General features: G+C 70.8%; 20 protein-coding genes. 6 read left to right on the forward strand and 14 right to left on the reverse strand.

What is annotated here, in order from left to right; genetic code table 11:
* The first annotated feature begins 46 nt into the window (after positions 1 to 46).
* Complete coding sequence (locus OG905_RS04130) at positions 47 to 1,036, forward strand: AfsR/SARP family transcriptional regulator (RefSeq protein ID WP_328666226.1); 990 nt, start codon at positions 47 to 49, stop codon at positions 1,034 to 1,036.
* 32 nt (positions 1,037 to 1,068) lie between these two features.
* Here the strand turns inward: OG905_RS04130 and OG905_RS04135 are convergent, their stop codons facing one another.
* The 6 genes from OG905_RS04135 to OG905_RS04160 all read right to left on the reverse strand — a co-directional run bounded on the left by OG905_RS04135 (position 1,069) and on the right by OG905_RS04160 (position 6,329).
* The gene (locus OG905_RS04135) at positions 1,069 to 1,674 is read right to left on the reverse strand and encodes an acyl carrier protein (protein WP_328666227.1); all 606 of its coding nucleotides are present in this window, start codon (positions 1,672 to 1,674) and stop codon (positions 1,069 to 1,071) included.
* A gap of 23 nt (positions 1,675 to 1,697) precedes the next feature.
* The gene (locus OG905_RS04140) at positions 1,698 to 2,525 is read right to left on the reverse strand and encodes an AfsR/SARP family transcriptional regulator (RefSeq protein ID WP_328666228.1); all 828 of its coding nucleotides are present in this window, start codon (positions 2,523 to 2,525) and stop codon (positions 1,698 to 1,700) included.
* Positions 2,526 to 2,944: 419 nt separating this feature from the next.
* Entirely contained in the window at positions 2,945 to 3,571 is a 627-nt protein-coding gene (locus OG905_RS04145; RefSeq protein WP_328666229.1) for a ScbR family autoregulator-binding transcription factor, read from the reverse strand.
* A gap of 12 nt (positions 3,572 to 3,583) precedes the next feature.
* Positions 3,584 to 5,176, reverse strand: coding sequence for an acyl-CoA carboxylase subunit beta (locus OG905_RS04150; RefSeq protein ID WP_406277152.1), 1,593 nt, complete (start codon positions 5,174 to 5,176; stop codon positions 3,584 to 3,586).
* A 96-nt stretch (positions 5,177 to 5,272) separates the two neighbouring features.
* The gene (locus OG905_RS04155) at positions 5,273 to 5,482 is read right to left on the reverse strand and encodes an acyl-CoA carboxylase subunit epsilon (RefSeq protein WP_328666230.1); all 210 of its coding nucleotides are present in this window, start codon (positions 5,480 to 5,482) and stop codon (positions 5,273 to 5,275) included.
* A gap of 166 nt (positions 5,483 to 5,648) precedes the next feature.
* Positions 5,649 to 6,329 (reverse strand): ScbR family autoregulator-binding transcription factor, encoded by a 681-nt coding sequence (locus tag OG905_RS04160; RefSeq protein WP_324978283.1) that lies wholly within the window; start codon positions 6,327 to 6,329, stop codon positions 5,649 to 5,651.
* A 372-nt stretch (positions 6,330 to 6,701) separates the two neighbouring features.
* Between OG905_RS04160 and OG905_RS04165 the strand changes: the two genes are divergently transcribed.
* Positions 6,702 to 8,579, forward strand: coding sequence for an acyl-CoA dehydrogenase family protein (locus OG905_RS04165; RefSeq protein WP_328666231.1), 1,878 nt, complete (start codon positions 6,702 to 6,704; stop codon positions 8,577 to 8,579).
* Positions 8,580 to 8,642: 63 nt separating this feature from the next.
* On the opposite strand, the gene OG905_RS04170 is transcribed toward OG905_RS04165, so the two are convergent.
* The 3 genes from OG905_RS04170 to OG905_RS04180 form a co-directional block, all read right to left on the reverse strand.
* Positions 8,643 to 9,713 (reverse strand): methyltransferase, encoded by a 1,071-nt coding sequence (locus OG905_RS04170; protein ID WP_328666232.1) that lies wholly within the window; start codon positions 9,711 to 9,713, stop codon positions 8,643 to 8,645.
* Positions 9,714 to 9,813: 100 nt separating this feature from the next.
* Complete coding sequence (locus OG905_RS04175) at positions 9,814 to 10,398, reverse strand: TIGR03086 family metal-binding protein (RefSeq protein WP_328666233.1); 585 nt, start codon at positions 10,396 to 10,398, stop codon at positions 9,814 to 9,816.
* Positions 10,399 to 10,767: 369 nt separating this feature from the next.
* Positions 10,768 to 11,568 (reverse strand): alpha/beta fold hydrolase, encoded by an 801-nt coding sequence (locus tag OG905_RS04180; RefSeq protein ID WP_328666234.1) that lies wholly within the window; start codon positions 11,566 to 11,568, stop codon positions 10,768 to 10,770.
* A gap of 135 nt (positions 11,569 to 11,703) precedes the next feature.
* On the opposite strand from OG905_RS04180, the gene OG905_RS04185 reads away from it, so the two are divergent.
* Positions 11,704 to 12,927, forward strand: coding sequence for a 4-hydroxybenzoate 3-monooxygenase (locus OG905_RS04185; protein WP_328666235.1), 1,224 nt, complete (start codon positions 11,704 to 11,706; stop codon positions 12,925 to 12,927).
* A gap of 118 nt (positions 12,928 to 13,045) precedes the next feature.
* A complete protein-coding gene (locus OG905_RS04190) occupies positions 13,046 to 14,401 on the forward strand; it encodes a S1 family peptidase (protein ID WP_328666236.1) in 1,356 nt (451 codons plus the stop codon).
* Between the two features lie 31 nt (positions 14,402 to 14,432).
* Here OG905_RS04190 and OG905_RS04195 read toward each other — a convergent pair whose 3' ends face one another.
* Complete coding sequence (locus OG905_RS04195; protein ID WP_328666237.1) at positions 14,433 to 15,002, reverse strand: hypothetical protein; 570 nt, start codon at positions 15,000 to 15,002, stop codon at positions 14,433 to 14,435.
* A 74-nt stretch (positions 15,003 to 15,076) separates the two neighbouring features.
* Positions 15,077 to 15,418, reverse strand: a complete 342-nt coding sequence (locus OG905_RS04200; protein ID WP_328666238.1) for a hypothetical protein — start codon at positions 15,416 to 15,418, stop codon at positions 15,077 to 15,079.
* Positions 15,419 to 15,602: 184 nt separating this feature from the next.
* Here OG905_RS04200 and OG905_RS04205 point away from each other — a divergent pair, with 184 nt between their 5' ends.
* On the forward strand, positions 15,603 to 16,037 hold the full coding sequence (locus tag OG905_RS04205) for a carboxymuconolactone decarboxylase family protein (protein ID WP_328666239.1): 435 nt from the start codon (positions 15,603 to 15,605) through the stop codon (positions 16,035 to 16,037).
* A 45-nt stretch (positions 16,038 to 16,082) separates the two neighbouring features.
* The gene (locus OG905_RS04210) at positions 16,083 to 16,253 is read left to right on the forward strand and encodes a hypothetical protein (protein ID WP_328666240.1); all 171 of its coding nucleotides are present in this window, start codon (positions 16,083 to 16,085) and stop codon (positions 16,251 to 16,253) included.
* An 80-nt stretch (positions 16,254 to 16,333) separates the two neighbouring features.
* On the opposite strand, the gene OG905_RS04215 is transcribed toward OG905_RS04210, so the two are convergent.
* From OG905_RS04215 to OG905_RS04225, 3 genes are read right to left on the reverse strand one after another with little or no spacing between them, the layout of a single operon-like run.
* Positions 16,334 to 18,211 (reverse strand): GMC family oxidoreductase, encoded by a 1,878-nt coding sequence (locus tag OG905_RS04215; protein WP_328666241.1) that lies wholly within the window; start codon positions 18,209 to 18,211, stop codon positions 16,334 to 16,336.
* The gene (locus tag OG905_RS04220; RefSeq protein WP_328666242.1) at positions 18,208 to 19,614 is read right to left on the reverse strand and encodes a hypothetical protein; all 1,407 of its coding nucleotides are present in this window, start codon (positions 19,612 to 19,614) and stop codon (positions 18,208 to 18,210) included. The genes OG905_RS04215 and OG905_RS04220 overlap by 4 nt, the downstream gene beginning before the upstream one ends.
* Complete coding sequence (locus OG905_RS04225; protein WP_328666243.1) at positions 19,611 to 20,297, reverse strand: FadR/GntR family transcriptional regulator; 687 nt, start codon at positions 20,295 to 20,297, stop codon at positions 19,611 to 19,613. Before OG905_RS04225 ends, OG905_RS04220 begins: the two co-directional genes overlap by 4 nt.
* Between the last annotated feature and the right edge of the window lie 177 nt (positions 20,298 to 20,474).

Raw genomic sequence — 20,474 nt, forward strand, 5'->3', positions numbered from 1 at the left:
TGGAATTCGATACCGGCTTCTTTTCTTCTGTGAGAGGAGGGGAGAGATGGAGTTTCGCATCCTCGGTCCGGTGGAGATCCATGACGAACGCACCGGTGTACGGATCGCTCTGACGGGAGCCAAACAGCGGGCGCTGCTGGGCGCGCTGATCGTGAAGAGGGGTCAGGTGGTGTCGGCGCACCGGCTCATCGACGAGCTGTGGGGCCACACCCCTCCGGCGAACGCGACCAATGCGCTGCAGGCTCATGTGATGCGGCTGCGGCGGCTGTTGCCGGTTCCGGTGCCGGGCTCGGGTGAGCCGCACCACGAGTGGATCGTGACCCGCTCGATGGGCTATGTGCTGCGCGCCGGCCGGGCCGGTACCGATGCCGGGCAGTTCCACCAGCTGGCAGCCGAAGGACGCGCTCGCGCCGTGGCGGACCCCGAGCAGGCGACCGGCCTGCTGCGCCGGGCGCTGGCGCTGTGGCGGGGGGCGGCGCTGGAGGGCGCCGGGCGCGGGGACATCTGCTCGGCCGAGGCCGCCCAGCTGGAAGAGGGACGGCTGACGGTGCTGGAGACGCTGTACGACGCGTCTCTGCGCGCGGGACGGCACGGTGAGATCACCGGCGAACTGGAGGAGCTGACGGCCGATCACCCGATGCGGGAACGCTTCTACGACCTGCTCATGACCGCCCTGTACCGGTGCGGCCGGCAGGCGGAGGCCCTGAGCGTGTACGACCGGGCGCGCAAGCGGCTGGTGCACGAGCTGGGGGTGGAGCCCGGGCCCGCGCTGCGCGGCCGGATGGAGGCGATCCTCCACCACGATCCGGGCCTTGACGCACCGGCGTACCGCGGGCAGGTCGCCACCGTCCACCGGCTGCCCAGCTCACTCGATGACACCGGCTCACCTGCCGCGGCGGGCTTGGGGGCGAGCGTGCTGAGTCTGAGCGACGAGATCGCACGCTTACGCAGCCACGTCGAGCGGCTCTCGCGCGAACAGCAGCATCTGATGCACCGCTTCGACCAGTTGACCGCCCCGCCCGCGGCCGGACAGTGAGCGGCCCCACGCACGGGCGCTCGCGGGTCCGCTCAGCGCGTCCAGGCCGCCGACGGCCCGGGAGCGACGGCGGTGGTGCTCGCGGCGATATGGTCCGCCAGGGCGGACAGGCTGGGGTGGTCGAACAGGACGGCGGGCCGGGCCTGAATCCCGTACGCGCCGTTGACGAAGTCGAGGAACTCGGCGCCCAGTACGGGGTCCAGGCCCAGGCTGCGGAAGGTGGCCTCGGTGTCGATGTCGAACACGTCGCAGCACAGCGTCTCGGCGAGCTGCTCGCGCAGGACGCTGAGAACGTCGGCCCTCCCTCCGCCGGCCCTGCTCGCCCCGGCCGGAACCGGCCTGGGCTCGGGCACGGCCCGCTCACCGAGCGGCCTGGGCGGCGGTGTGCCGGTCAGCTGGGCGGCGACATGCCGGGAAAGGGCTGCGGGCGTGGGGTAGTCGTCGAGTTCGGCGACATCGACGTCCGATCCGCAGGCGGCGTTCAACAGGGCCACGAACTGTGCGCCGAGCAGTGCGTCGACGCCCAGCAGCCAGAAGGTCAGGTCCGGTTCGATGTCCGCGGCATCCCGGTAGAGCAGCCGGGCAAGCACCTGCGTCGCCTCCCGGAGGGACAGGGCCGCGGCGTCTTCCGGGCTCATGGTGGGGTGCGGGCGCGTGCCGGTCAGCGTACGCGAGCCGGTACGCGCGTGCCGCGTCCCTGGCCCCCGGGCGCCGGGGCGTCGGGCTGGGCCATCAGGATGGAGCGCTGCAGCCGGCCCAGTGCTGCCGACGGCTCCAGGCCGAGGTCCGCGACCAGGGTGTTGCGCAGGCGCTGGTAGACGTTGAGTGCCTCGCCTCGCCGTCCCGAGCGGTGCAGGGCCAGCATGAACTGCCCGTGCAGGCTCTCGTGGGTGCGGTACCGGCTGACGAGCACGGTCAGTTCGGAGAGAAGCTCCCGGTGACGTCCGAGGCGCAGATCGGCCTCGATCCGCTGATCGAGGGCACACAGCCGGGCCTCTTCGAGGCGCTCGATCTCCATGCCGGTCTGGCTGCCTGCCTGTACGTCGGCCAGGGCGGGCCCCGACCACAGGGACAGCGCGTCCCGCAGCCGTGCGGCCGCCTGGGAGTAGTCCTCGGCGTCCATGGCCCGGTACCCGGCACCGGCGCGGTGCTCGAATTCACGGAAGTCGACGGTGCCGCCCTCGGTCTCCAGGCGGTAGCCGCCGGGAAGGGTGACCAGGACGCTCTTGGCGCTCCGCCCCTCGTCGGGGCCGCCGGCCAGGGCCTCGCCAATGAGGTCACGTACCTGGAGCACATAGGTCTGCAGAGTGGTGCGGGAGCTGCGTGGCGGATTCTGGCCCCAGAGCTCCTCCACCAGCTGGGAGACCGGCACCAGTTGATCCGCGTTCAGCGCGAGCAGGGCCAGAACCTGCCGGGGCTTGGGCGCGGAGGGCGCGATCGACCGTCCCTTCTCCCGCACCGACAGCGCCCCCAGCACTTCGATGTTCATGTTTCTCCCCCAACGTCGGGCATGCAGGGTCAGGTATGCGAACTCGCCGCGTCCGCCCCCGCAGATGCGGTTGCGGCACCTGCCGTACACGAACGATACGATTAAAAAACAGCACGGTCGGTTTGTCAATGCTGGAACGGACGCTTCCGCGGGGTTCCGCCGCATGGAGGCCGACGGTCGGTTTCCGGCCGATGCCGGTCCCGTCGCACAGCAGTGCGCACCCCCGCCGCGCAGGCGTGGCAGGGGTGCGCACCGTGGCAGAAGGGGCAGGCGGCGGGGTGGGCGGGTGCCCGGACGGGCCCATGACAAGCCATCCGTGCGCACCGCACGGGCGGCGCGCCGCAGCATCCATGGCGTCACAAGAACAGACCAGCGCGACGGTTTTATGTCTGGCGGCGTGATGGGCCAGTGGGACGGTGCTACGACTGGTGCGGGCCCTCGGCCGTGAGGCCGGCGAGCACCGACGCGACGGCGAGCCGGGGCAGCAACAGCTCCCAGAACCCGGTCACGGTGGGTGCGGAGCGCCACGCGGAGTCACGGGCGCCGAGCACCTCGAAGCCCACCGTGGCCGCCACCACGGCGGTCACCACGTCCTGTGGTGCGACCGTCCTGTGCAGTTCTCCGTCGCCCTCGGCTTTCTGGAGCGTCCGGGAGACCCACTGCTGCCAGTGGCGGCGCAGGTCGCGCCCGGGTTCGCCGGCCGCGGCGCCGCTGAGTTCGAACCCGGCCCGCAGCACCACGTCCTCGCCGAAGCCGCGGATGAGCCGGTGCGAGGCATTCACCAGCAGCTGCAGACGGCTCACCGGCGCGGTCCCCTGCTCCTCGCCCGACGTGATCCCGTCCAGACGCTCCAGGGCCGCCTCCTCGACGGCCCCGGCGAGTTGGGCCTTGGTGGCGAAGTGGAAGTGCAGCGCGCCGGTGCTCACCCCCGCGAGCGAGCTGATCGTGGTGAGCGCGGCCACGGTGAAGCCTTCCCGGTCGAAGACCTCCGCCGCGCACCTGATCAGTGCTTCACGGGTACGCGCCGCGCGTTCCTGCTTGACCATCGAACTGCTCCGTCACTGCGGGGGGTTGCCGTGTTTGCGGGAGGGCAGGTCGGCGTGCTTGGTGCGGAGCATGGCCAGGGATGCGATCAGCACCCCGCGGGTCTCGGCCGGGTCGATCACGTCGTCGACCAGACCGCGCTCGGCGGCGTAGTACGGGTGCATCAGCTCGGCCTTGTACTCCTTGACCATGCGCACCCGCATCGCCTCGGGGTCCTCGGCATCGGCGATCTGCCGGCGGAAGATGACATTGGCGGCACCCTCGGCGCCCATCACCGCGATCTCGTTGGTCGGCCACGCGTAGGTCAGGTCCGCGCCGATGGACTGGCTGTCCATCACGATGTACGCCCCGCCATACGCCTTGCGCAGGATCAGCGAAATCCTGGGCACGGTGGCGTTGCAGTACGCGTACAGCAGCTTCGCGCCGTGCCGGATGATCCCGCCGTGCTCCTGGTCCACACCCGGCAGGAACCCCGGCACGTCCAGCAGCGTGACGATCGGGATGTTGAACGCGTCGCACATCTGCACAAACCGGGCCGCCTTCTCGGAGGCCTCGATGTCCAGCACCCCGGCCAGCGACTGCGGCTGGTTGGCCACAATGCCCACCACCTGCCCGTCCAGCCGCGCCAGCGCGCAGATGATGTTGCGGGCCCAGCGCTCGTGGATCTCCAGGTAGTCGCCGTCGTCGACGAGCTCCTCGATCACCTTGTGCATGTCGTAGGGCCGGTTGCCGTCCGCCGGAACCAGGTCCAGCAGCGCCTCGCCGCGCCGGTCGGCCGGATCGTCCGAGGCCACCACCGGCGGGTTCTCCCGGTTGTTCGACGGCAGCATCGCCAGCAGGTAACGCACCTCGGCGATGCAGGTCTCCTCGTCGTCGTAGGCGAAGTGCGCCACCCCCGACGTCTCGGCGTGCACATCCGCACCGCCCAGACCGTTCTGCGAAATCTCCTCACCCGTCACCGCCTTGACCACATCCGGCCCGGTGATGAACATCTGCGAGGTCTCCCGCACCATGAACACGAAGTCCGTCAGCGCCGGACTGTAGGCCGCCCCGCCCGCGCACGGGCCCAGCATCACCGAAATCTGCGGGATCACCCCCGACGCACGGGTATTGCGCTGGAAGATCCCGCCATAGCCGGCCAGCGCCGAGACACCCTCCTGGATCCGCGCACCCGCACCGTCGTTCAGCGACACCAGCGGCGCACCCGCCGAGATCGCCATGTCCATAATCTTGTGGATCTTCGTGGCATGCGCCTCACCCAGCGCCCCGCCGAAGATCCGGAAATCATGCGCGTACACGAACACCGTGCGGCCCTCGACCGTGCCCCACCCGGTGATCACACCATCCGTGTACGGCTTCTTCGCCTCCAGACCGAACCCCGTCGCCCGATGCCGACGCAACTGCTCGACCTCATGGAACGACCCCTCATCCAGCAACAGCCCGATCCGCTCCCGCGCCGTCAGCTTGCCCTTCGCATGCTGCGCCTCGGTCGCCCTCTCACTCGGCCCACGACGGGCCTCCTCACGAAGGGCATGCAGTTCGGCCACGCGTCCACGGGCAGGTACCGCCTCCACGCGGACCGGGGCGGTGTCACTCAGCAGCGTCACAACGGGTCCTTTCTTTGGCGCAGGTGCGTCCGGTCCGGATGCACCCAACATAACAAACCGCTTGTGCGGTTTGCCTAGTCCAAATCGACGGGCGGCTCACTGCCAGCTGTGCGGAGCGCGGTAGGCCGCGAGGCCCTCCCATCGCCGCCGGTCGGCAGCGGGCGGCCGCTCCCCTGTGCACTCCGCTTGCGCCTTCTGCCCCGCGAGCACCGAGAGCAACACCACGGTGACGGCGGCCAGTTCGTCCGCCTCGGCATGTCCGCGCTCGACGCGCACCACGTGGTCAGTTCCACCTTCAGCGTTCACAGCGGCCTCCCCTCCTCTCCCGCCACGGTCGGCGGCGATGCTCAAGGAGGGCTCGGATCCGGCTCGAGAACCGGTCCAAGACCCGTCTCGGCGGCAGGGAGGCACCGCACAACAGAGAACTCCGCCGACCGCGAGATGCTGCGGAGTTCTCCGACTGCGGACGCCGTTACGCGGGAGAGGTCGCTTCCTTCTCCTTGCGCAGCTTCATGGCCTCTTCGTACACCTTGGCCGCCCGACCAGGGGAGAAGTCCAGTCGCACCAGCACCCCCGGAACCGCGATCGCGGCCATCAGGTGCCGGTAGAGCTCCGCCACGCGCTCCAGCATGTCCTCGTGCCTGGTCATGATGCTCGACAGCACCTGCACCCCGGTGAACGCCCCGACGAACATCGTCGCGATGGTGGCCAGGTCGGTGTGGGGAAGGAGCTCGCCGTCCGCTTTCGCCTGCTCGAAGAGGCTCAGGCTGTGGTCGGTCCAGGCCTGCATCGGCACCCGCCGGTCCAGGCCGTCCTTGGACGATCCCTGCTCCACGGTGAGCCGCACGCTGCCCCGAACGATCGGCTCGCGCTCCTTGAGCAGGTAGGACAGCAGCAGAGCCTCGTCGACCGCCCGCTGCAGGCTCAGATCCCTGGGAGGCAACTCCGGGAGTGCGCCGAGCTGTTCACCCAGCACCTCCTGGGCCAGCTCTTTCTTGGAGGCGTAGTGGAAGTACAGCGCTCCCTTGGTCACTCCCGATCTCTTGAGGATCTCGGAGATCGTCGCTGCTTCGTACCCGACCTCATCGAACACCTCGGCCGCGGCGACCAGGATCGTCTGCCGCGTTCGAGTGGCCCGTTCTTGGCGCGCCACGTTACACCTCCGTACCCCCCGTCATACCCGGACATGACGGATGCCCCCGCGTCGGCCACCGGCCGACGAGAGGCGCCGGAGCAGGCGGGCAACCTGCCTGCCTGCGCTTGCCGTTCGCCCGTCCCGCCACCGGACGGCGCGGACGCCATCCACCCGCCCATGCTCCCGCAGGGGTGCGAACAATCCCCACAATAAAACCAAGCGTCCGGTTTTTCAAGGCGTCCCGGACGGTCCCCTTCCGGTCATACGGGGCCCAACACCGCATAGTTGACCTGCAACTTCCGTGGATTCCTTGCAAAAAACCGGTTGGGCCGTATCTTTATGGGCCATTGAACTTCCTTCCCTGACTCGACGTCTCTGCGGAGAGGTCCCATGACCCTGCTGACGTTCCAGAAGGATGACCATCCCCAGACCGCCGGGAGACCACTCCCGCGCGTGGGGCCCGAAACCGCCGCCCCGGCTCCGGCCGCCGCCGAACTCGCGCATCTGCTCTTCGACCAGGAGGACCGGGACCGCGTCCACGGCACCTGGCGCGCGCTCATCGCCGGCGAGGAGTTCCGATACCGCCCGGGGCTGTCCGAAGAACAGCGCATCGCTCGCTCCTACGCCCGGCTGCGCCTGCTCAACGGCGCCCTCGACAGTCCCGAGGCGCTGGCGGGCGACCCCTGCCGGCTGGCCAGCCTGCACGAGTGGACGGGGGTGGTGGACGCGGCGCTGGGCACGGTCGCGGGCATCCATTACAACCTGTTCCTGGGCAGCCTCCTCGACCACGACCCCGAACGCCGCCGCAACTTGTCGGAGTTCACGTCCATGCAGCGCACAGGAACCTTTCTGTGCACGGAGCTCGATCACGGCAACGACGTCGCCGGCCTTGAAACCACTGCTGCACTCGACCGCGCCTCCGGCGGCTTCGTGCTGCACACGCCCACCCCCGGTGCGCAGAAGTTCATGCCGAACACCAGCATGATCGGCGGCCCGAAGAGCGCGGTGGTGGCCGCGCGGCTCCTCATCGACGGCCAGGACCAGGGCGTCTGCCTGTTCCTGACGCCGCTGAGCGATGAGCACGGCCCGCTGCCCGGGGTCCGGATCCGGATGCTGCCCGAGCGCACCGGCGTCCCGCTGGACCACTGCCTCACCTCGTTCGACCAGGTGCGGCTGCCCCGCGAGGCGCTGATGGAGGCCGATCACGGGCACCTGGACCACGACGGGCTCGTCACCGGCAGCCTGGGCAGTCGGCGAAGACGATTCCTGCGCTCGATCGGCCGCGTCACCGTGGGCAAACTCTGCCTCAGTGCCAAGGGCGTCGGCGTCTCGCGGGCGGCCCTGGCCATCGCGGTGCGCTATGCGCACCACCGACACATCAGCGGGCCGAGGGTGGGCGAGCGGGTGCCGCTGGCCGCCCACCGAAGCCATCACGGCCGGCTGCTGTACGCGCTGTCCAAGGCGTACGCGATGACCTTTCTGCACCGTACGGTCGTCTCCCACTGGTCCCAGCACACCCCCGAGGACCGGGCCGAGGCCGAGCGGCTGACCGCCATCGCCAAAGGCTGGATCACCTGGCAGGCCCGCGACATCACCCTCGAGTGCCGCGAACGCTGCGGCGCCCAGGGCCTGTTCCCCGCCAACGGCCTTGCCGACTTCCCGCTGAACCTGGAGAGCTCGATCACCGCGGAGGGCGACAATCTGGTGGTCTGGGTCAAGGCCGCGTCCGAGATGGTCTTCGGCCACCAGACCACCCGGCCCGGCTCCCATCAGCATTCCGGAACGGCCGAACAGGCTCTCAACGACCTCGGCTTCCTGCGTGCCCTGCTCGCCGACGTCGAAGGCATATGGCAATTACGGGCGCGGGCCGCCGTGCGCAGGGCCCCGGCGAAAAGCCCGTTGAACCGGTGGAACGCCGCGTCCTCGGCCGGCCTTGAGATGGTCTCCACCCACGCCAGCCTGAACGCCGCCGACGCTTTCATCGCCGCTGCCGCCCGGGCCACCGACCCGACCGCGGCACACCTGCTCCACGGGCTGTGCAGGCTGTTTCTGCTACGCCAGTTGTGCGCGCACACGGGCGATCTGCTCGCCGAAGGCGCCCTGAACAACCATCATGTCCGCGCCTGGTCGAACGCCATGGAGGAGGCCATCGCCGACCTGGCCCCCCACATGATGACCCTCGTTGACGCCTTCGACCTGCCCGGCGAATTCCTGTCCGCCATCCCCATCGCCAGCGGCGGCTATCTCGACCGCGTCCTGGACGACTGACGGCCCCGCCTCGCCCCGGCATCCTCCGGGGCGGGGCGGCCCGTTCAGCCCGTGGCCGCACGTTCAGCCGGCGGCAGCCCGTTCAGCCCGCGCGGCCTCGATGACGGCGGCGTGCGGCGAGACCGGAATCACCCGGGTCACCGTGAGACCCGCACGGTCCAGCAGCGCCTCGTACTCGTCCCTGGTACGCCCCTTGCCGTTCAGCACGGTCATCATCATCGCGTCGATGCTCTTGCCTGGATGGGGGGCGTTCCCTTGCGGGATCAGCGCGTTGACGACCAGCAGCCGTGCGTGGTCCGACATGGCGCGGCGGCACTCGGCGAGAATCCGCAGCGCCTCCTCGTCGGGCCAGCTGGCCAGGACATGCTTGAGGAGGTAGACGTCGCCGCCGGCCGGCACCGCGTCGAAGAAGCTGCCCGCCACCACGCTCCAGCGCCCGGCCAGCCCCGGCTCATCCAGCACATGATCGGCGACCACCGAGGGCAGCTCGAACAGCACACCTGTCAGCCCCGGATGCCGCAACAGCACGGCCCGCAGCAGCCCGCCGCGCCCGCCGCCCACGTCGACGACCTGCCCGCCGCCGCTGGCCACGGCGGAGAAGTCGTAGGCGCGGGCGACATCGTCGCTCAGCGTGTCGGAGAACGCCGCCATACTGGCGTTGAAGCGCGCGGCCAGTGCCGGATCGGCCGCGAGATGGTCGTAGAACGGGACGCCGAAGAGGTCCTCGAAGACCGTGCCGCCAGTGCGTACCGCTTCATGAAGCCGGCCGGCGGGCCGCCAGAAGATGTCCTCGCCCCGCATCAGGACGAAGTCCCGCAGAGAGCGAGGCGCATCACAGCGCAGGGGATCCGCGAGCGGCGTCAGATGAAAACACCCCGTGCCGTCCTCGCGGAAGACCCCCTTGGTCGCCAGATACCGCAGCACCCGTTGCAGACTCGCGCCGTCCACACCGGCCGACTCGGCCAGCTCGCCGCACGTACGGGGACCGCCGGCGAGAAGATCCGCGATACGGAAGCGGGCCGCGGCCTGCAGCGCCGCCGAGTACACATACCCCACGGCCAGTTCGAACAGCTCGCCGGAGAGATCCTCCTCCGCAGCCACCTCGACCGAAGCCTCGGAACGAACAGCACCCATCGGCCCACACCCCTCCGCCCCACAGACTCGGCTCGTGGCGCCAGCCTCGATCACCGCCGTCGCAGCCCACTCGAACCACACTCAAGGAGCTCTGGTGGGCTCAGCGGGGGTCGCGTCCGATCATGCCGAGCAGCCGGTCCTGCAGGGGGGCGTCCTCGGGGACCGGCACCTCCGGGCCGAAGACCTTCACGCCCGGACCGAAGGCTTCTGGCGTGCGCAGCTTCTCCAGCACGTCGTCCGGAATGGCCGAGGTTGACAACCACATCCGCTCGACGTCCGCCGGGTCCATCCGGTCGTCCTGCCCGGTGGCCCGGGCGAGGTCCCACGCGTGGAGCACCATGTCGTCGCTGACGACCTGGTCGATCTGCTGCGCGACCGTCATACGGCCGGTGGGCGTGTCGCACTGCGTCCCGGCGCTCTCGGGGTCGTCGAGCACGGCCTGGATGTCGGCGCGGGCGGACGTGAAAGCGCCCAGCGGATCGTCCTCCAGCCGGGGCGCGGAGCTGAGTGAGCGGCCCAGGGGGCGCAGCATCACGCCGTGCATGTCGATGATGTGGCCCACGACGTCCCGGGCCGTCCAGTCCTCGCACGGTGACGGGCTGGCCCACTGGCCGGACTCCACGGCGGCAACCTTCCGCTCGAAGGCGTCGGCGTGGCGGCGGTAGCGGTCGGCGATCGCGTTCATGTTTCCCTCTCGTTCCCAAAGCGCTGAGGACGTGCCATCGGTAGGACTCCGGCCGTGGCCACAACTCATCGGTCAACAACGTCAGGGTTCTGCAGGCATTGAGCGGTCCCCGGTCTTCAGGTCCTGTCCGGCCGATCAGGCCGGATCAGTGAGCGGGGTCTGGTGCGTGCGATCGCAAGGCCGGAGGATGGGGGTCCCCCGCCGAAGGCAGGGGGAGAGCCCACGCGGAGCGTCGGCGACTGACGACAACGCAGCATGGGGGCACCTCCCGTGCCCGAAGGGCTACGGGGGTGGGGGCCCCTCCCACGCCGAAGGCTGTGGGGGAGCGTGCCAGGGCACGCGAACCCGGCAAGATCCGAACGACAGGCCCTAGCCGAGGACCACCTGGGCAAGGAGTTCGGCGACCCGTGCGGGCTGATCCGTCATCACCATGTGGGTCGCGTCGGGAATGGTGACCATGGTGACGCGAGGGCTTGCCTCGAGCGCGGCGCGCTCATCGTCGGTCAGCCCGATCTCGTCGCGATCCCCTCGTACGACCCAGGCCTGCGCGCCCGAGTCACGCAGCCGTGGGACCAGCGAACCGTGCTGGTCCAGGTAGTCGAAGTAGTGCCGGACGCTTCGGCGGCAGAAGGCGGCATCGTTCTTCTTCAGCTCGGCGACCAGCGCCTCGCGATGGGCCACGGGCAGGCTCTTCGCGATCGCCCGCGGTGAGAGCCACACGAAGGCGGACCAGATCAGCGCCCCGATCCCGGGCAGCTGCCCGAGGCGGTCGGCGACGGCGAGCTCCTTGGACTCGTCCGGCCGAGAGAACGTCGGTGACAGCAGAACGAGGCGGCCGGCGAAGTGCCCGCCGGCCGCCATCTCCAAGGCGATGTTGGCGCCGAAACTGTGGCCGACCACGACACCGCAGCCCCGCTCCGCAGCGAGGGCCCCCGCCAGCGCTGCGTAGTTCTCCATGCTCAGGTCCTGCGGGGCCTCGGTGCCGGCGAAGCCCGGGACCGTCGCGGCCACCAGCCGGACCGGCGCGGTGGCGAGCGCCGGTTCGGCGATCATGTCGTCGTAGAACGCGGTGCTGCAGAGTCCGCCGGGCAGCAGCAGCACGCGGTGCGCGGCATCGGCGGGCCCGGACTCGCGGACGTCCCACGCATGGAACTCCTCGGTACTGCTCACGATGGACCTCCGTCTCACGCCTTCGGGCGGGCCCAGTGTGGCGCGCGGACCGGCGCGGCACGACGACCCTGAGCCGAACGCGGCATGTCCCCCAGACCGAAACCCCCAGCAACTGCTCGCCGCCATAATGCTCGGATGACTGCCGCCGCCCCGCCTTCCTCCTCCGCCTCCTTACAGCGCACCCGCGTCGTCGTCGTGGGCGCGGGACCTGCCGGGCTCACCATCGCCAACATCCTGCGTGCCGCCTCCGTCGACTGCGTACTGCTGGAAACGGAGAGCAGAGAGTTCATCGAACAGCGCCCCCGCGCCGGCTTCATCGAGGAGTGGGCGGTACGCGCCCTCGAACGGCGCGGGCTGGCCGACCGGCTGCTGGAACAGGCGCAGGCGCACGGCGAGTGCGAATTCCGGTTCGCGGGTGAGCGTCACAGGTTCCGGTACGGCGAGCTGTCGGGACACCGTCACTTCGTCTATCCGCAACCGCTGTTGGTGACGGATCTGGTGCGCACGTACGCGGACGAGACGGGTGGCGACATCCGCTTCGGCGTACGCGACGTGGAACCGCACGCCGTCGATTCGGACCGGCCCTCGGTGGCGTACACGGACCCGGACACCGGCGAACGCCTGCGCATCGACTGCGATGTCGTCGCTGGCTGCGACGGCGCGCGCGGCGTGACACGCGGCTGGGTGCCGCCGGAACGCGCCACCTTCGCCCGGCACGACTACGGCATCGGCTGGCTCGCGCTGCTCGCCGAGGCGCCGCCCTCCTCGGACTGCGTCGTCTTCGGCGTGCATCCGCGCGGCTTCGCCGCCCATATGGCCCGAAGTCCTCAGGTCACCCGCTACTACCTCGAGTGCCCTCCGGGCGACGACCCGGAGAACTGGCCGCACGAGCGCGTGTGGTCCGAACTCCACCACCGGCTGTCCGCGGACGGCGCTGGGCCGCTCACGGAGGGTCGGCTGATCGAGAAGCGGGTGCTGGACATGCACAACTACGTCGTGGAGCCCATGGCGTACGGACGGCTGTACCTGGCCGGCGACTCGGCCCACCTCGCGGCGCCGATCGCCGCGAAAGGCATGAACCTCGCCCTGAACGATGCGCTGTTGCTCGGCGACGCGCTCGTCGCGTACTGCCACAAGGGCGACGACAGCGCTCTGCGCGGCTACTCGGAGGCATGTCTGCGACGCGTGTGGCAGTACCAGGAGTTCTCGCAATGGCTCTCGGAGGTGCTGCACGGGGCCTCCTCGGGCGACCCCTTCCGGGCGGCCTCCGCGGCTGCCCGGCTGCGGCGGATCCTCGGTTCGCCGGCCGCCGCGGCCGCCTTCGCCGAGATGTACATCGGCAAGGACGCCGATTACTGACTTTCCGGCGGCCGCGCGGTGAACCGGGTGGCACCGCGCCACGTATGAGAGGAGGGCTCCCGACGTCCGGGCCCCCGGCGTTCACAGCGCCGTCCCGGAACGACTGAGGGGCCAGGAGATGACGCACGCACGACGCAGGCTTCAGCGGATCGCGCGGCTGGCGGCAGTCGGCGGACTGCTCTGCGGCGGGCTGATGATCACCGACGCCGTGGCGAGCGAGGGCTCCACCCCGAGAGGGGGCCCGGGCAGCACCTCAGAGAACAACGGCCTGGGCGCACGTCTCGTGTCCGAGCTCGGCATGTCCCGTACCGCCGGCAGCTGGATCGGCGACGACGGACGACAGGTCGTCGCGGTGACCGACGCGGACGCGGCGGCCGAGGTCGAGCGGGCCGGGGCGCGCGCCAAAGTCGTCCGGCACAGCATGAGCCGACTGCGCTCGGCCACCGAGACCCTGAGCCAAGCCCCCCGTGTGCCCGGCACCGCATGGGCCGTGGACTACGCGTCCAACAGGGTCGTGGTGCAGGCCGACAGCACCGTCTCGGCCACCGACTGGTCGCACATGTCCGGCGTCGCCGAGGACATCGGCGGCTTCGTACAGATGCAGCGCACCACAGGCGCCTTCACCACCAGGGTCAACGGCGCCGAGCCGATCCTCGCCCCCAACGGCCGCTGCTCCGCGGGCTTCAACGTGACCAACGGCCGCGACAACTTCATACTGACGGCCGGGCACTGCGGCCCGGTCGGCACCACCTGGTTCAAGGACAAGCGAGGCACCCAGCCGCTCGGCGCCACCACCGCCAGCAACTTCCCCGGCACCGACTTCTCGCTCGTGCAGTACCGCAACGGCGAGACGCCCGGCGGAGCGAACGTCGTGAACGTCGGTGGCGGCAAAGGGGTCCAGATCACCGGGGCAGCCGATCCCGCCGTCGGCCAGCAGGTCTTCCGCAGCGGAAGCACCACGGGACTGCGCTCCGGCCGCGTGACCGGGTTGAACGCGACGGTCAACTATCCCGAAGGCACGGTCAGCGGCCTGATCGAGACGACGGTCTGCGCCGAGCCCGGGGACAGCGGAGGCCCGCTGTTCGCTGAGGGGCTGGCGCTCGGGGTGACCTCGGGCGGCAGCGGCGACTGCAGCGCAGGAGGGACCACGTTCTTCCAGCCGGCGACCAAGGCGATGGCGGCCCTCGGGGTGAACCTGACCGGCGGCACCACTCCCGCGCAGGGCAATGGCGCGAGCCAGGCTCCCCTCAACCCCGCGGCTCTGCCGCCGGCTCCAGCGGGTGCCGATACACCGCCCGGGCCCGGGCAGGCGAACGGTCCGACAACGGTCACCGGAATCATCAGCGCCCGGACCCTCGCACCGGGACTCGTCGTCCTCGTGGTGAGCCTCGTCGGGCTGATCGCCACCCGCTCGATCTGGTCGGCTCAGGATCGCCGCCGCTACCGTACGCACTACTCGCAGAGCTGGAGCTGACCCACCGACAGGACCGGGCGGCAGGCGACAGCTACCAGTCCTTTTCGACGCCACCCATTTTCGCGCTGATCAGGACGCTCACCCGGCCCTTGTCGTCGTATACGTCCTGACGCCACTTGGCGAACGCGTCGGCCATCCGCTGCATGTCCTCGTCCGAACTGTGGGCGACCTGCATCCAGACCTGCGCCTCGTTGGTGTCCCCCACCTTGCGGATGATGACCTTGACCGCCAGCGGGCCCAGGGCGTCGTCGGTCCTGTCGCTGTTCGAGGCAAGGTGGCCGCGGAAGTCGGCCTTGGCGTCGTACCAGCCCGCCATCTCCTCCTCGGAGCTGAGAACCGGCTCGCCGTCGCCCTCGGTCGTCAGGTCGGGCTGTGCCGCTCCGGACTCGTCGGTCGTCTCATCGGTGGTCTCGTCCGCGGTATCGTCGGTCGTCTCGTCGGTGCTGCCCTCGACCGTTCCCGACTGTCCCTGTACGGAACCGTCGGCCACCACCGTGCTCGGCTCCTGCTTCTCCTGTCCGCACGACACCAGCAGCCCGCAGCAGAGCATCGCCACCACCGTCACGGCACCGGACCGGCGCACACCTCGACCCGTCGTCATCTGGACTCTCCCCCGTCGCTCGTTGTTCCCCGCTGTCCAGATGCGTGCGGCGACGGTTCCGTTCCACTCGGGTCTCAGTGGACGAGGGTGTAACTGCCCCACGGCTCGGTGTTGGGCACGATGTTGTCGGTGAGGGTCGTCGCGAGATACGTCGTCATGTCCCCCGAGCAGTCGTCGTTGGGATACAGGACCATGTCCACGAGGGTGTTGTTGACGACCTCGGTGGCCCCGGCGGGCCCGAAGCGGTGGCAGCCCTCGACCAAGGGGTTGCTCACGGTCACCACCCTCTCCTTCTCGGTTTCGTAGGAAATGGTGCCGGCCCCGTTGCGGCCGAGGTCGGAGCAGCCCGCGAGGGCGATGGTCAGGAGCGCTGCCCCGGCGGCAACGCCGAGGCGCCGGTGATCGGTCACGGCCATTGGGCGGTCCTCGTCTGTGCGGAAGAGTCCTGGAAGGTCCCTGAAACGTCCTGGTGGAGGCCACCTTGCCTGGTTCGCGGGCAGGCGGCATCCGGTGCGCGGCCGGCCGAGCTACAGCGCAGCCACGCACGCAGGATGGGGCGACGCTTGACCTTGAGCGCAGACCAAGTTCTACGGTCCAGCCATGACGAGCAGCGAGAGCACGAACGCCGACATCCGCGAGAAGCGCTTCCAGCACGGAATGAAGGTGCTGTCCGCCGTCGACGGCGAGGGCGGACAGCGGGTCATCGACTCCCTCGCCGACATCTCCCCCGAACTCGGACACCAGGTCGTGGCCTGGGCCTTCGGTGAGATGTACGAGCGCCCCGGGCTCCCGCCCCGCGACCGTCAGTTGGTCACGCTGGGCATGCTCACCGCCCTCGGTGGCTGCGAGCCCCAGCTGGACGTCCACATCAACGCGGCACTCAATGTCGGCCTCACCCCCGAGGAGATCGTCGAGGCCCTGCTGCACTCCGCCGTCTACTGCGGCATGCCCAAGGCGCTCAACGCCACGTTCGTCGCCAAGAAGGTCTTCGCCGAACGTGGCCTTCTGCCGGTAGTCCACCCGGGCCACCCGTGACGTCGCGCGGCTCCGGCCGTTGACCACGGTATGAAGAAGCGAAGCATGGCCGCTGTTGCGTCCCTTGTCACCGGTGTCGTGGCCTCCCTCATCGCGCCGTCCCCCAGCGCTCACGCCGACGCACTCGGTGAGTCCCTGGGGCTCCCGATCGCCGTGCCGACGGTCGCGGACGGTTCACTCGAAGGTGTTGACGAAATCCTCCCTGCGGCCGAATAGCGGAGTCACCCCGTCGGGCAAAGGTGCGCGACGGTGGCGGGCCGCCGTCGCCTGCGGCCCGCCACTGTCGGCCCGGCGGGTCAGCGCCGCTGAACCACCGGGCGGGGACGGTCCGGGCCCCGTGCCCCCTCCACGTGGCCCTCGGTGACTGCCAGCGCCGCGGCCATGATGCTCAGCTGCGGATTGACCTCCGGGCAGCCCGGCAGCACCGCCGCGTCCGCGATCAGCACCCCGTGCACTCCGCGCAGCCGCCCGTCGGGGTCGGCCGGGAAGCGCTGGGCGTCGGCACCGGCGGAGACCGTGCCGGTGGGGTGGTACGCGGACAGGTGCAGACTGCGCGGGCCCACGCGCCCGAGGATTTCGTCCAGTTCGGGCAGCGAGCGGGCGCGGGGCGCGACGGGGATGCCGGTGAGGACCTCCTCCGCGCCCGCCGCGAACAGGAGTTGGCCCATCGCGCGTACGGCGAGCATCAGGCGGTCGCCGTCACGCGGGTCCAGGTCGTAGCGGAGCAGAGTCCGTTCACGGCCCAGTACCCGGCCCGACGGGCGGTCGGCGATCATCGCGCCGAGGGTGGCGAGCCGGTCGGCGCTCTCCAGTTCGCGCCGCAACTCGCCTCCCAGGCCCGGCAGTACGAAGGAACCCATGCCCGGCGGGGTCGCGGTGGCCTCGATCAGGGCGCCTTGGTCGTGCAGCTCCTCCACGCCGACGCTCTGAAGCACCCCCTCCCAGGCGGTCACCGGCTCGGCGAAGCGGCCCGCGACGCTGGTCGCCGGATGGACACTGAGGTTGCGGCCGAGCCGTGGGTGGCCGCCCAGGCCCGAGCGGCGCAGCAGGGGCGGGGACTGCAGGGCGCCCGCGGCGACGACGATCAGGGGCGCGAGGATCTCGAACTCGCCGCCGTCCTCCCTCCCCGCGAGCACACCCGTCGCGCGGGGCCCACCCGGACGGTCGGCGTCCACGAGGACACGCCGGGCCCGCGCGCCCGTGACGATGCGGGCTCCCGCGGCGCAGGCGTCGGGCAGGACCGACAGTTGCACGCTCTGTTTGGCGCCGGTGGGGCAGCCGACCACGCACTGGCAGGAGCCCTTGCAGCCGGTCGCGTTGCGGCGCAGGGGCGCGGCGCGCCAGCCGAGGCGTTCGGCTCCGGCGAGCGCGAGCCGGCCGTTGTTGCCGAGGACGTCCATCGGCTGGGTGGCCACGTTGAGGGTGCGTTCGACCTCGTCGAGGTACGGGCCGAAGCGTTCGGCGGGCGAGAAGCCGAGGTCGTTCGTCCAGCGCGCCAGCACATGGTCCGGAGTGCGGTAGCAGGTCCCGGAGTTGACGACGGTCGTGCCGCCGACCGCGCGGCCCACCGGAAGCAGCAGAGGCGGATTCCCCCATGCGACGGTCGCCCCGCCGTCCCGGTAGAGCTCGGCGAACCGGTCGAGCGGGGTGCGCCGCCCGAAGGACGCCGTGGAGTGATGGTGCCCCTCCTCCAGTACGACGACACGGAGACCGGCCCGGGCCAGGGTCCGGGCCGCCATGGCGCCACCCGCGCCGGAGCCGATGACCACGGCGTCCGCGGTGGACCGGGCCCGCCACTCGCGCGACGGGGTGCAGTCGAGCGGCGGATCCTCGCGCGTCAACCCCTGGGTGCGTACGCCGTGTTCGAGCATCCGCTCGGTCCCGGCGGCCAGCAGAACGGGCACCTTGAGCACGTCGAGGAGGGGCAGCAGCGCGGGGCGTGCGCCGAGCGAGCCGAGCACCCTCTCCCGCTCCGCGGCGGTGATGCCGGACAGCCTGCGGCCGGTGCGGGCCAGGGCATACGCGTCGAGCGCACGCGCCGCCGCCCGGACCCCGGCCCGTGTGGGCGCGGGCATCGAGCCGATGACGGCCTCCAGCCTGCCGGGAACCCGTGTGGGCCAGTCGGCGGTGCCGTCGTCGGCGATGAGGGCGGCCACCAGGCCGTTGAGACTCATCGGGTGCCCACCTCGGCGTGTGCCGTGCCGTCCAGGGTCCACTCGGCCTCGGTGCGCCAGCTGCCCCACCACCGTTCCAGCAGGACATGCGCATCCGCACGTTCACTGTTGCGGCAGGTCGCGTGGCTTCCGTCCGGGTCGGTGTAGTCGAGCGCGAGCGTGCGCTCCTCGGGCTGGGTGACCTCGACGCGGATACGGCGCAGGCCCGCACGGCCGGTTGCCGTCCAGGTGGGCAGGCCGATGGCGCAGCGGAATCGCCCGAACCCGGCCCAGCCCACCGCTGTACGCTCCGCCCTGCGCGGCCAGGTCCGTCCGCCCCGGCGCAGTCGCAGGAACACCAGCGGCGGCAGGCGCCGCAGCCCCGGCCGGGTGGAGACCGCGGCGACGATCTCCAGCACATCGCCCCCGCCGAGATCCGCGTGCAGCCAGGCCCAGCGGCGGGCGTTGCCGTGGCCGTAGATCCGGGCGGAGGCTCCGGGCGCGCCGGCCGGTGTCAGGGTCGCGTTCTCGTACGAGAATGTCCCGCCGTACGAGGCGCGCGCGGCGGGAAGCATCTGGGCCGCGGGCAGCAGGGGGCGGCGCCAGGACCAGCGGGGGAAGGTGAACAGCGGTGCGCCCGTGGTCTGTTCGGTGAGGTCCCAGCGCAGTGCGCCCGCCGAGCCGGACAGCCGGCCGGGCACGGCCGAGACGCCGTCAGCGGTGAAGCCCTCGCCGCTCCCGGCCCACTTCTCGGGGCCGAAGCGGGCGTGCCGTACCGGACCGTCCTTGGGAAAGACCGCGGCCCAGCCGTGCGCGAACGCCTCGGATCCGTCGGCGGGCGCGGTGAGTTCGTGGTGCAGCCACAGTCCGGTGCCGGAGGCCGGGTCGGTCAGTGTGGTGTACCAGACTTCGGTACGGCCCGGCTCACCGTTCCACCGCGGCGCCAGGTGCGTACGCGCGTCCTCGCGCCGCGGGAAGCGGAAACTCGTGAGGAAGGGCACGAGCCCCGTCGTCACCGGGAAGCGCAGGGTGCCTTCCCCGATCGCGGTGCCGTCCTCGTACACCGTGAAGGGCAGCACGGTCATCGATGCGAGCGGCCTGCGCGGGGTCACGGACTTCCAGCCGTCGAGAGTGAGACGGCGGTCTCCGGCAGTGAAGGAGATCCCGTAGCGGATACGCCGCCGGGCGAGCGGCGAGATCTCCAACTCGCCCTCGGCACAAGGGTCGTCGGCCCATCCGGCGATGCGTATCCGCCCGGTGATCCGCGCCTCGGTCGTACCACCGGGCCGCAGGACGCGATCCGCCGCGGCCCTCAGGTCGAGCCGTACCGCGCGGGCCCGGTCCTCCCCGTCGAGGGTGACCGTGCCGAGCATGGTCTCCCTGAAGACGGTCCCCCGCGTTCCCCCATCTGTCCGTGGACTCATGCGAGGCCCTCCAGCATGATCCGCTCGGTCGCCGTCAGATACGTCTCCGCGGCCCGTCGCGCGCCGCTTTCGTCGCCCGCCACGACGGCTTCGACCACCGGTTCCAGCCTGGCGTACGCGGCGACGGGGTCGGTGAAGGGGCCCACGAGGGCGGCCCGCACCGGCAGATAAGCATTGAAGAGGGTGTTGGTCAGCAGCACGTAGACGCGGTTCCCGGTGGCCCGGGCCAGTGCCCGGTGCACCTCGATGTCGGCGAGCTGCACGGCATCCCCGCCCTCGGCCGCCCGCACGGCCGCCAACAGGGAGCGCAGCTCGGCCCGGTGCTCCGCGGTCGAACGGGCGGCGGCCCGCTCGGCGATCAACGCGCCGACGCTGCGCCGCACTTCGAAGATCTCGCCGATCCAGTCCGGACTGTGCCGCACGAGCATGGGCAGCAGATCGGCCCCGCCGACCCGCGCGTAGTCGCGCACGCGGGTGCCCACGCCGTGCCGTGTCTCCAGCAGCCCGGCCTGGACGAGACGGCCGAAGGCGTGCTTGAGGGTGGTACGGGTGACGCCGTACCCATCGGCGAGCTGTCGCTCCGGAGGCAGATAGCTGCCGGCCGGGTGGCGCCCGGCGAGGATGTCCTCGCGCAGCCGGGTCTCCAGGACATCGACGATGGTCTCGCGGGGCAGCGCCTCCATATGGATCCTCCTTGACTCAGCGACTCAGTGGATGAGCCACTCAACCAGTGCTGGAGGATGAAGTCAATGCGCCAATCACCGTGCTGCCCGAGGCTGTTACGGCGCTCCACCTCGGCAGTGAGTGTGCCGAGCCCGGCCATCACACGTCGGCGCAGGAGCTGTACTCCTCCCGGCGCC

It is taken from the genome of Streptomyces sp. NBC_00322, assembly GCF_036147535.1.
Lineage (GTDB): Bacteria > Actinomycetota > Actinomycetes > Streptomycetales > Streptomycetaceae > Streptomyces.

What these genes read in the sequence shown, in the direction of transcription:
- OG905_RS04220 (WP_328666242.1), bottom strand. Translation starts at nt 19,614, where the DNA reads ATGAGTCCACGGACAGATGGGGGAACGCGGGGGACCGTCTTCAGGGAG.
- OG905_RS04185 (WP_328666235.1), top strand. Translation starts at nt 11,704, where the DNA reads ATGACTGCCGCCGCCCCGCCTTCCTCCTCCGCCTCCTTACAGCGCACC.
- OG905_RS04195 (WP_328666237.1), bottom strand. Translation starts at nt 15,002, where the DNA reads ATGACGACGGGTCGAGGTGTGCGCCGGTCCGGTGCCGTGACGGTGGTG.
- OG905_RS04170 (WP_328666232.1), bottom strand. Translation starts at nt 9,713, where the DNA reads ATGGGTGCTGTTCGTTCCGAGGCTTCGGTCGAGGTGGCTGCGGAGGAG.
- OG905_RS04205 (WP_328666239.1), top strand. Translation starts at nt 15,603, where the DNA reads ATGACGAGCAGCGAGAGCACGAACGCCGACATCCGCGAGAAGCGCTTC.
- OG905_RS04130 (WP_328666226.1), top strand. Translation starts at nt 47, where the DNA reads ATGGAGTTTCGCATCCTCGGTCCGGTGGAGATCCATGACGAACGCACC.
- OG905_RS04165 (WP_328666231.1), top strand. Translation starts at nt 6,702, where the DNA reads ATGACCCTGCTGACGTTCCAGAAGGATGACCATCCCCAGACCGCCGGG.
- OG905_RS04200 (WP_328666238.1), bottom strand. Translation starts at nt 15,418, where the DNA reads ATGGCCGTGACCGATCACCGGCGCCTCGGCGTTGCCGCCGGGGCAGCG.
- OG905_RS04190 (WP_328666236.1), top strand. Translation starts at nt 13,046, where the DNA reads ATGACGCACGCACGACGCAGGCTTCAGCGGATCGCGCGGCTGGCGGCA.
- OG905_RS04215 (WP_328666241.1), bottom strand. Translation starts at nt 18,211, where the DNA reads ATGAGTCTCAACGGCCTGGTGGCCGCCCTCATCGCCGACGACGGCACC.
- OG905_RS04135 (WP_328666227.1), bottom strand. Translation starts at nt 1,674, where the DNA reads ATGAGCCCGGAAGACGCCGCGGCCCTGTCCCTCCGGGAGGCGACGCAG.
- OG905_RS04210 (WP_328666240.1), top strand. Translation starts at nt 16,083, where the DNA reads ATGGCCGCTGTTGCGTCCCTTGTCACCGGTGTCGTGGCCTCCCTCATC.
- OG905_RS04175 (WP_328666233.1), bottom strand. Translation starts at nt 10,398, where the DNA reads ATGAACGCGATCGCCGACCGCTACCGCCGCCACGCCGACGCCTTCGAG.
- OG905_RS04140 (WP_328666228.1), bottom strand. Translation starts at nt 2,525, where the DNA reads ATGAACATCGAAGTGCTGGGGGCGCTGTCGGTGCGGGAGAAGGGACGG.
- OG905_RS04225 (WP_328666243.1), bottom strand. Translation starts at nt 20,297, where the DNA reads ATGGAGGCGCTGCCCCGCGAGACCATCGTCGATGTCCTGGAGACCCGG.
- OG905_RS04145 (WP_328666229.1), bottom strand. Translation starts at nt 3,571, where the DNA reads ATGGTCAAGCAGGAACGCGCGGCGCGTACCCGTGAAGCACTGATCAGG.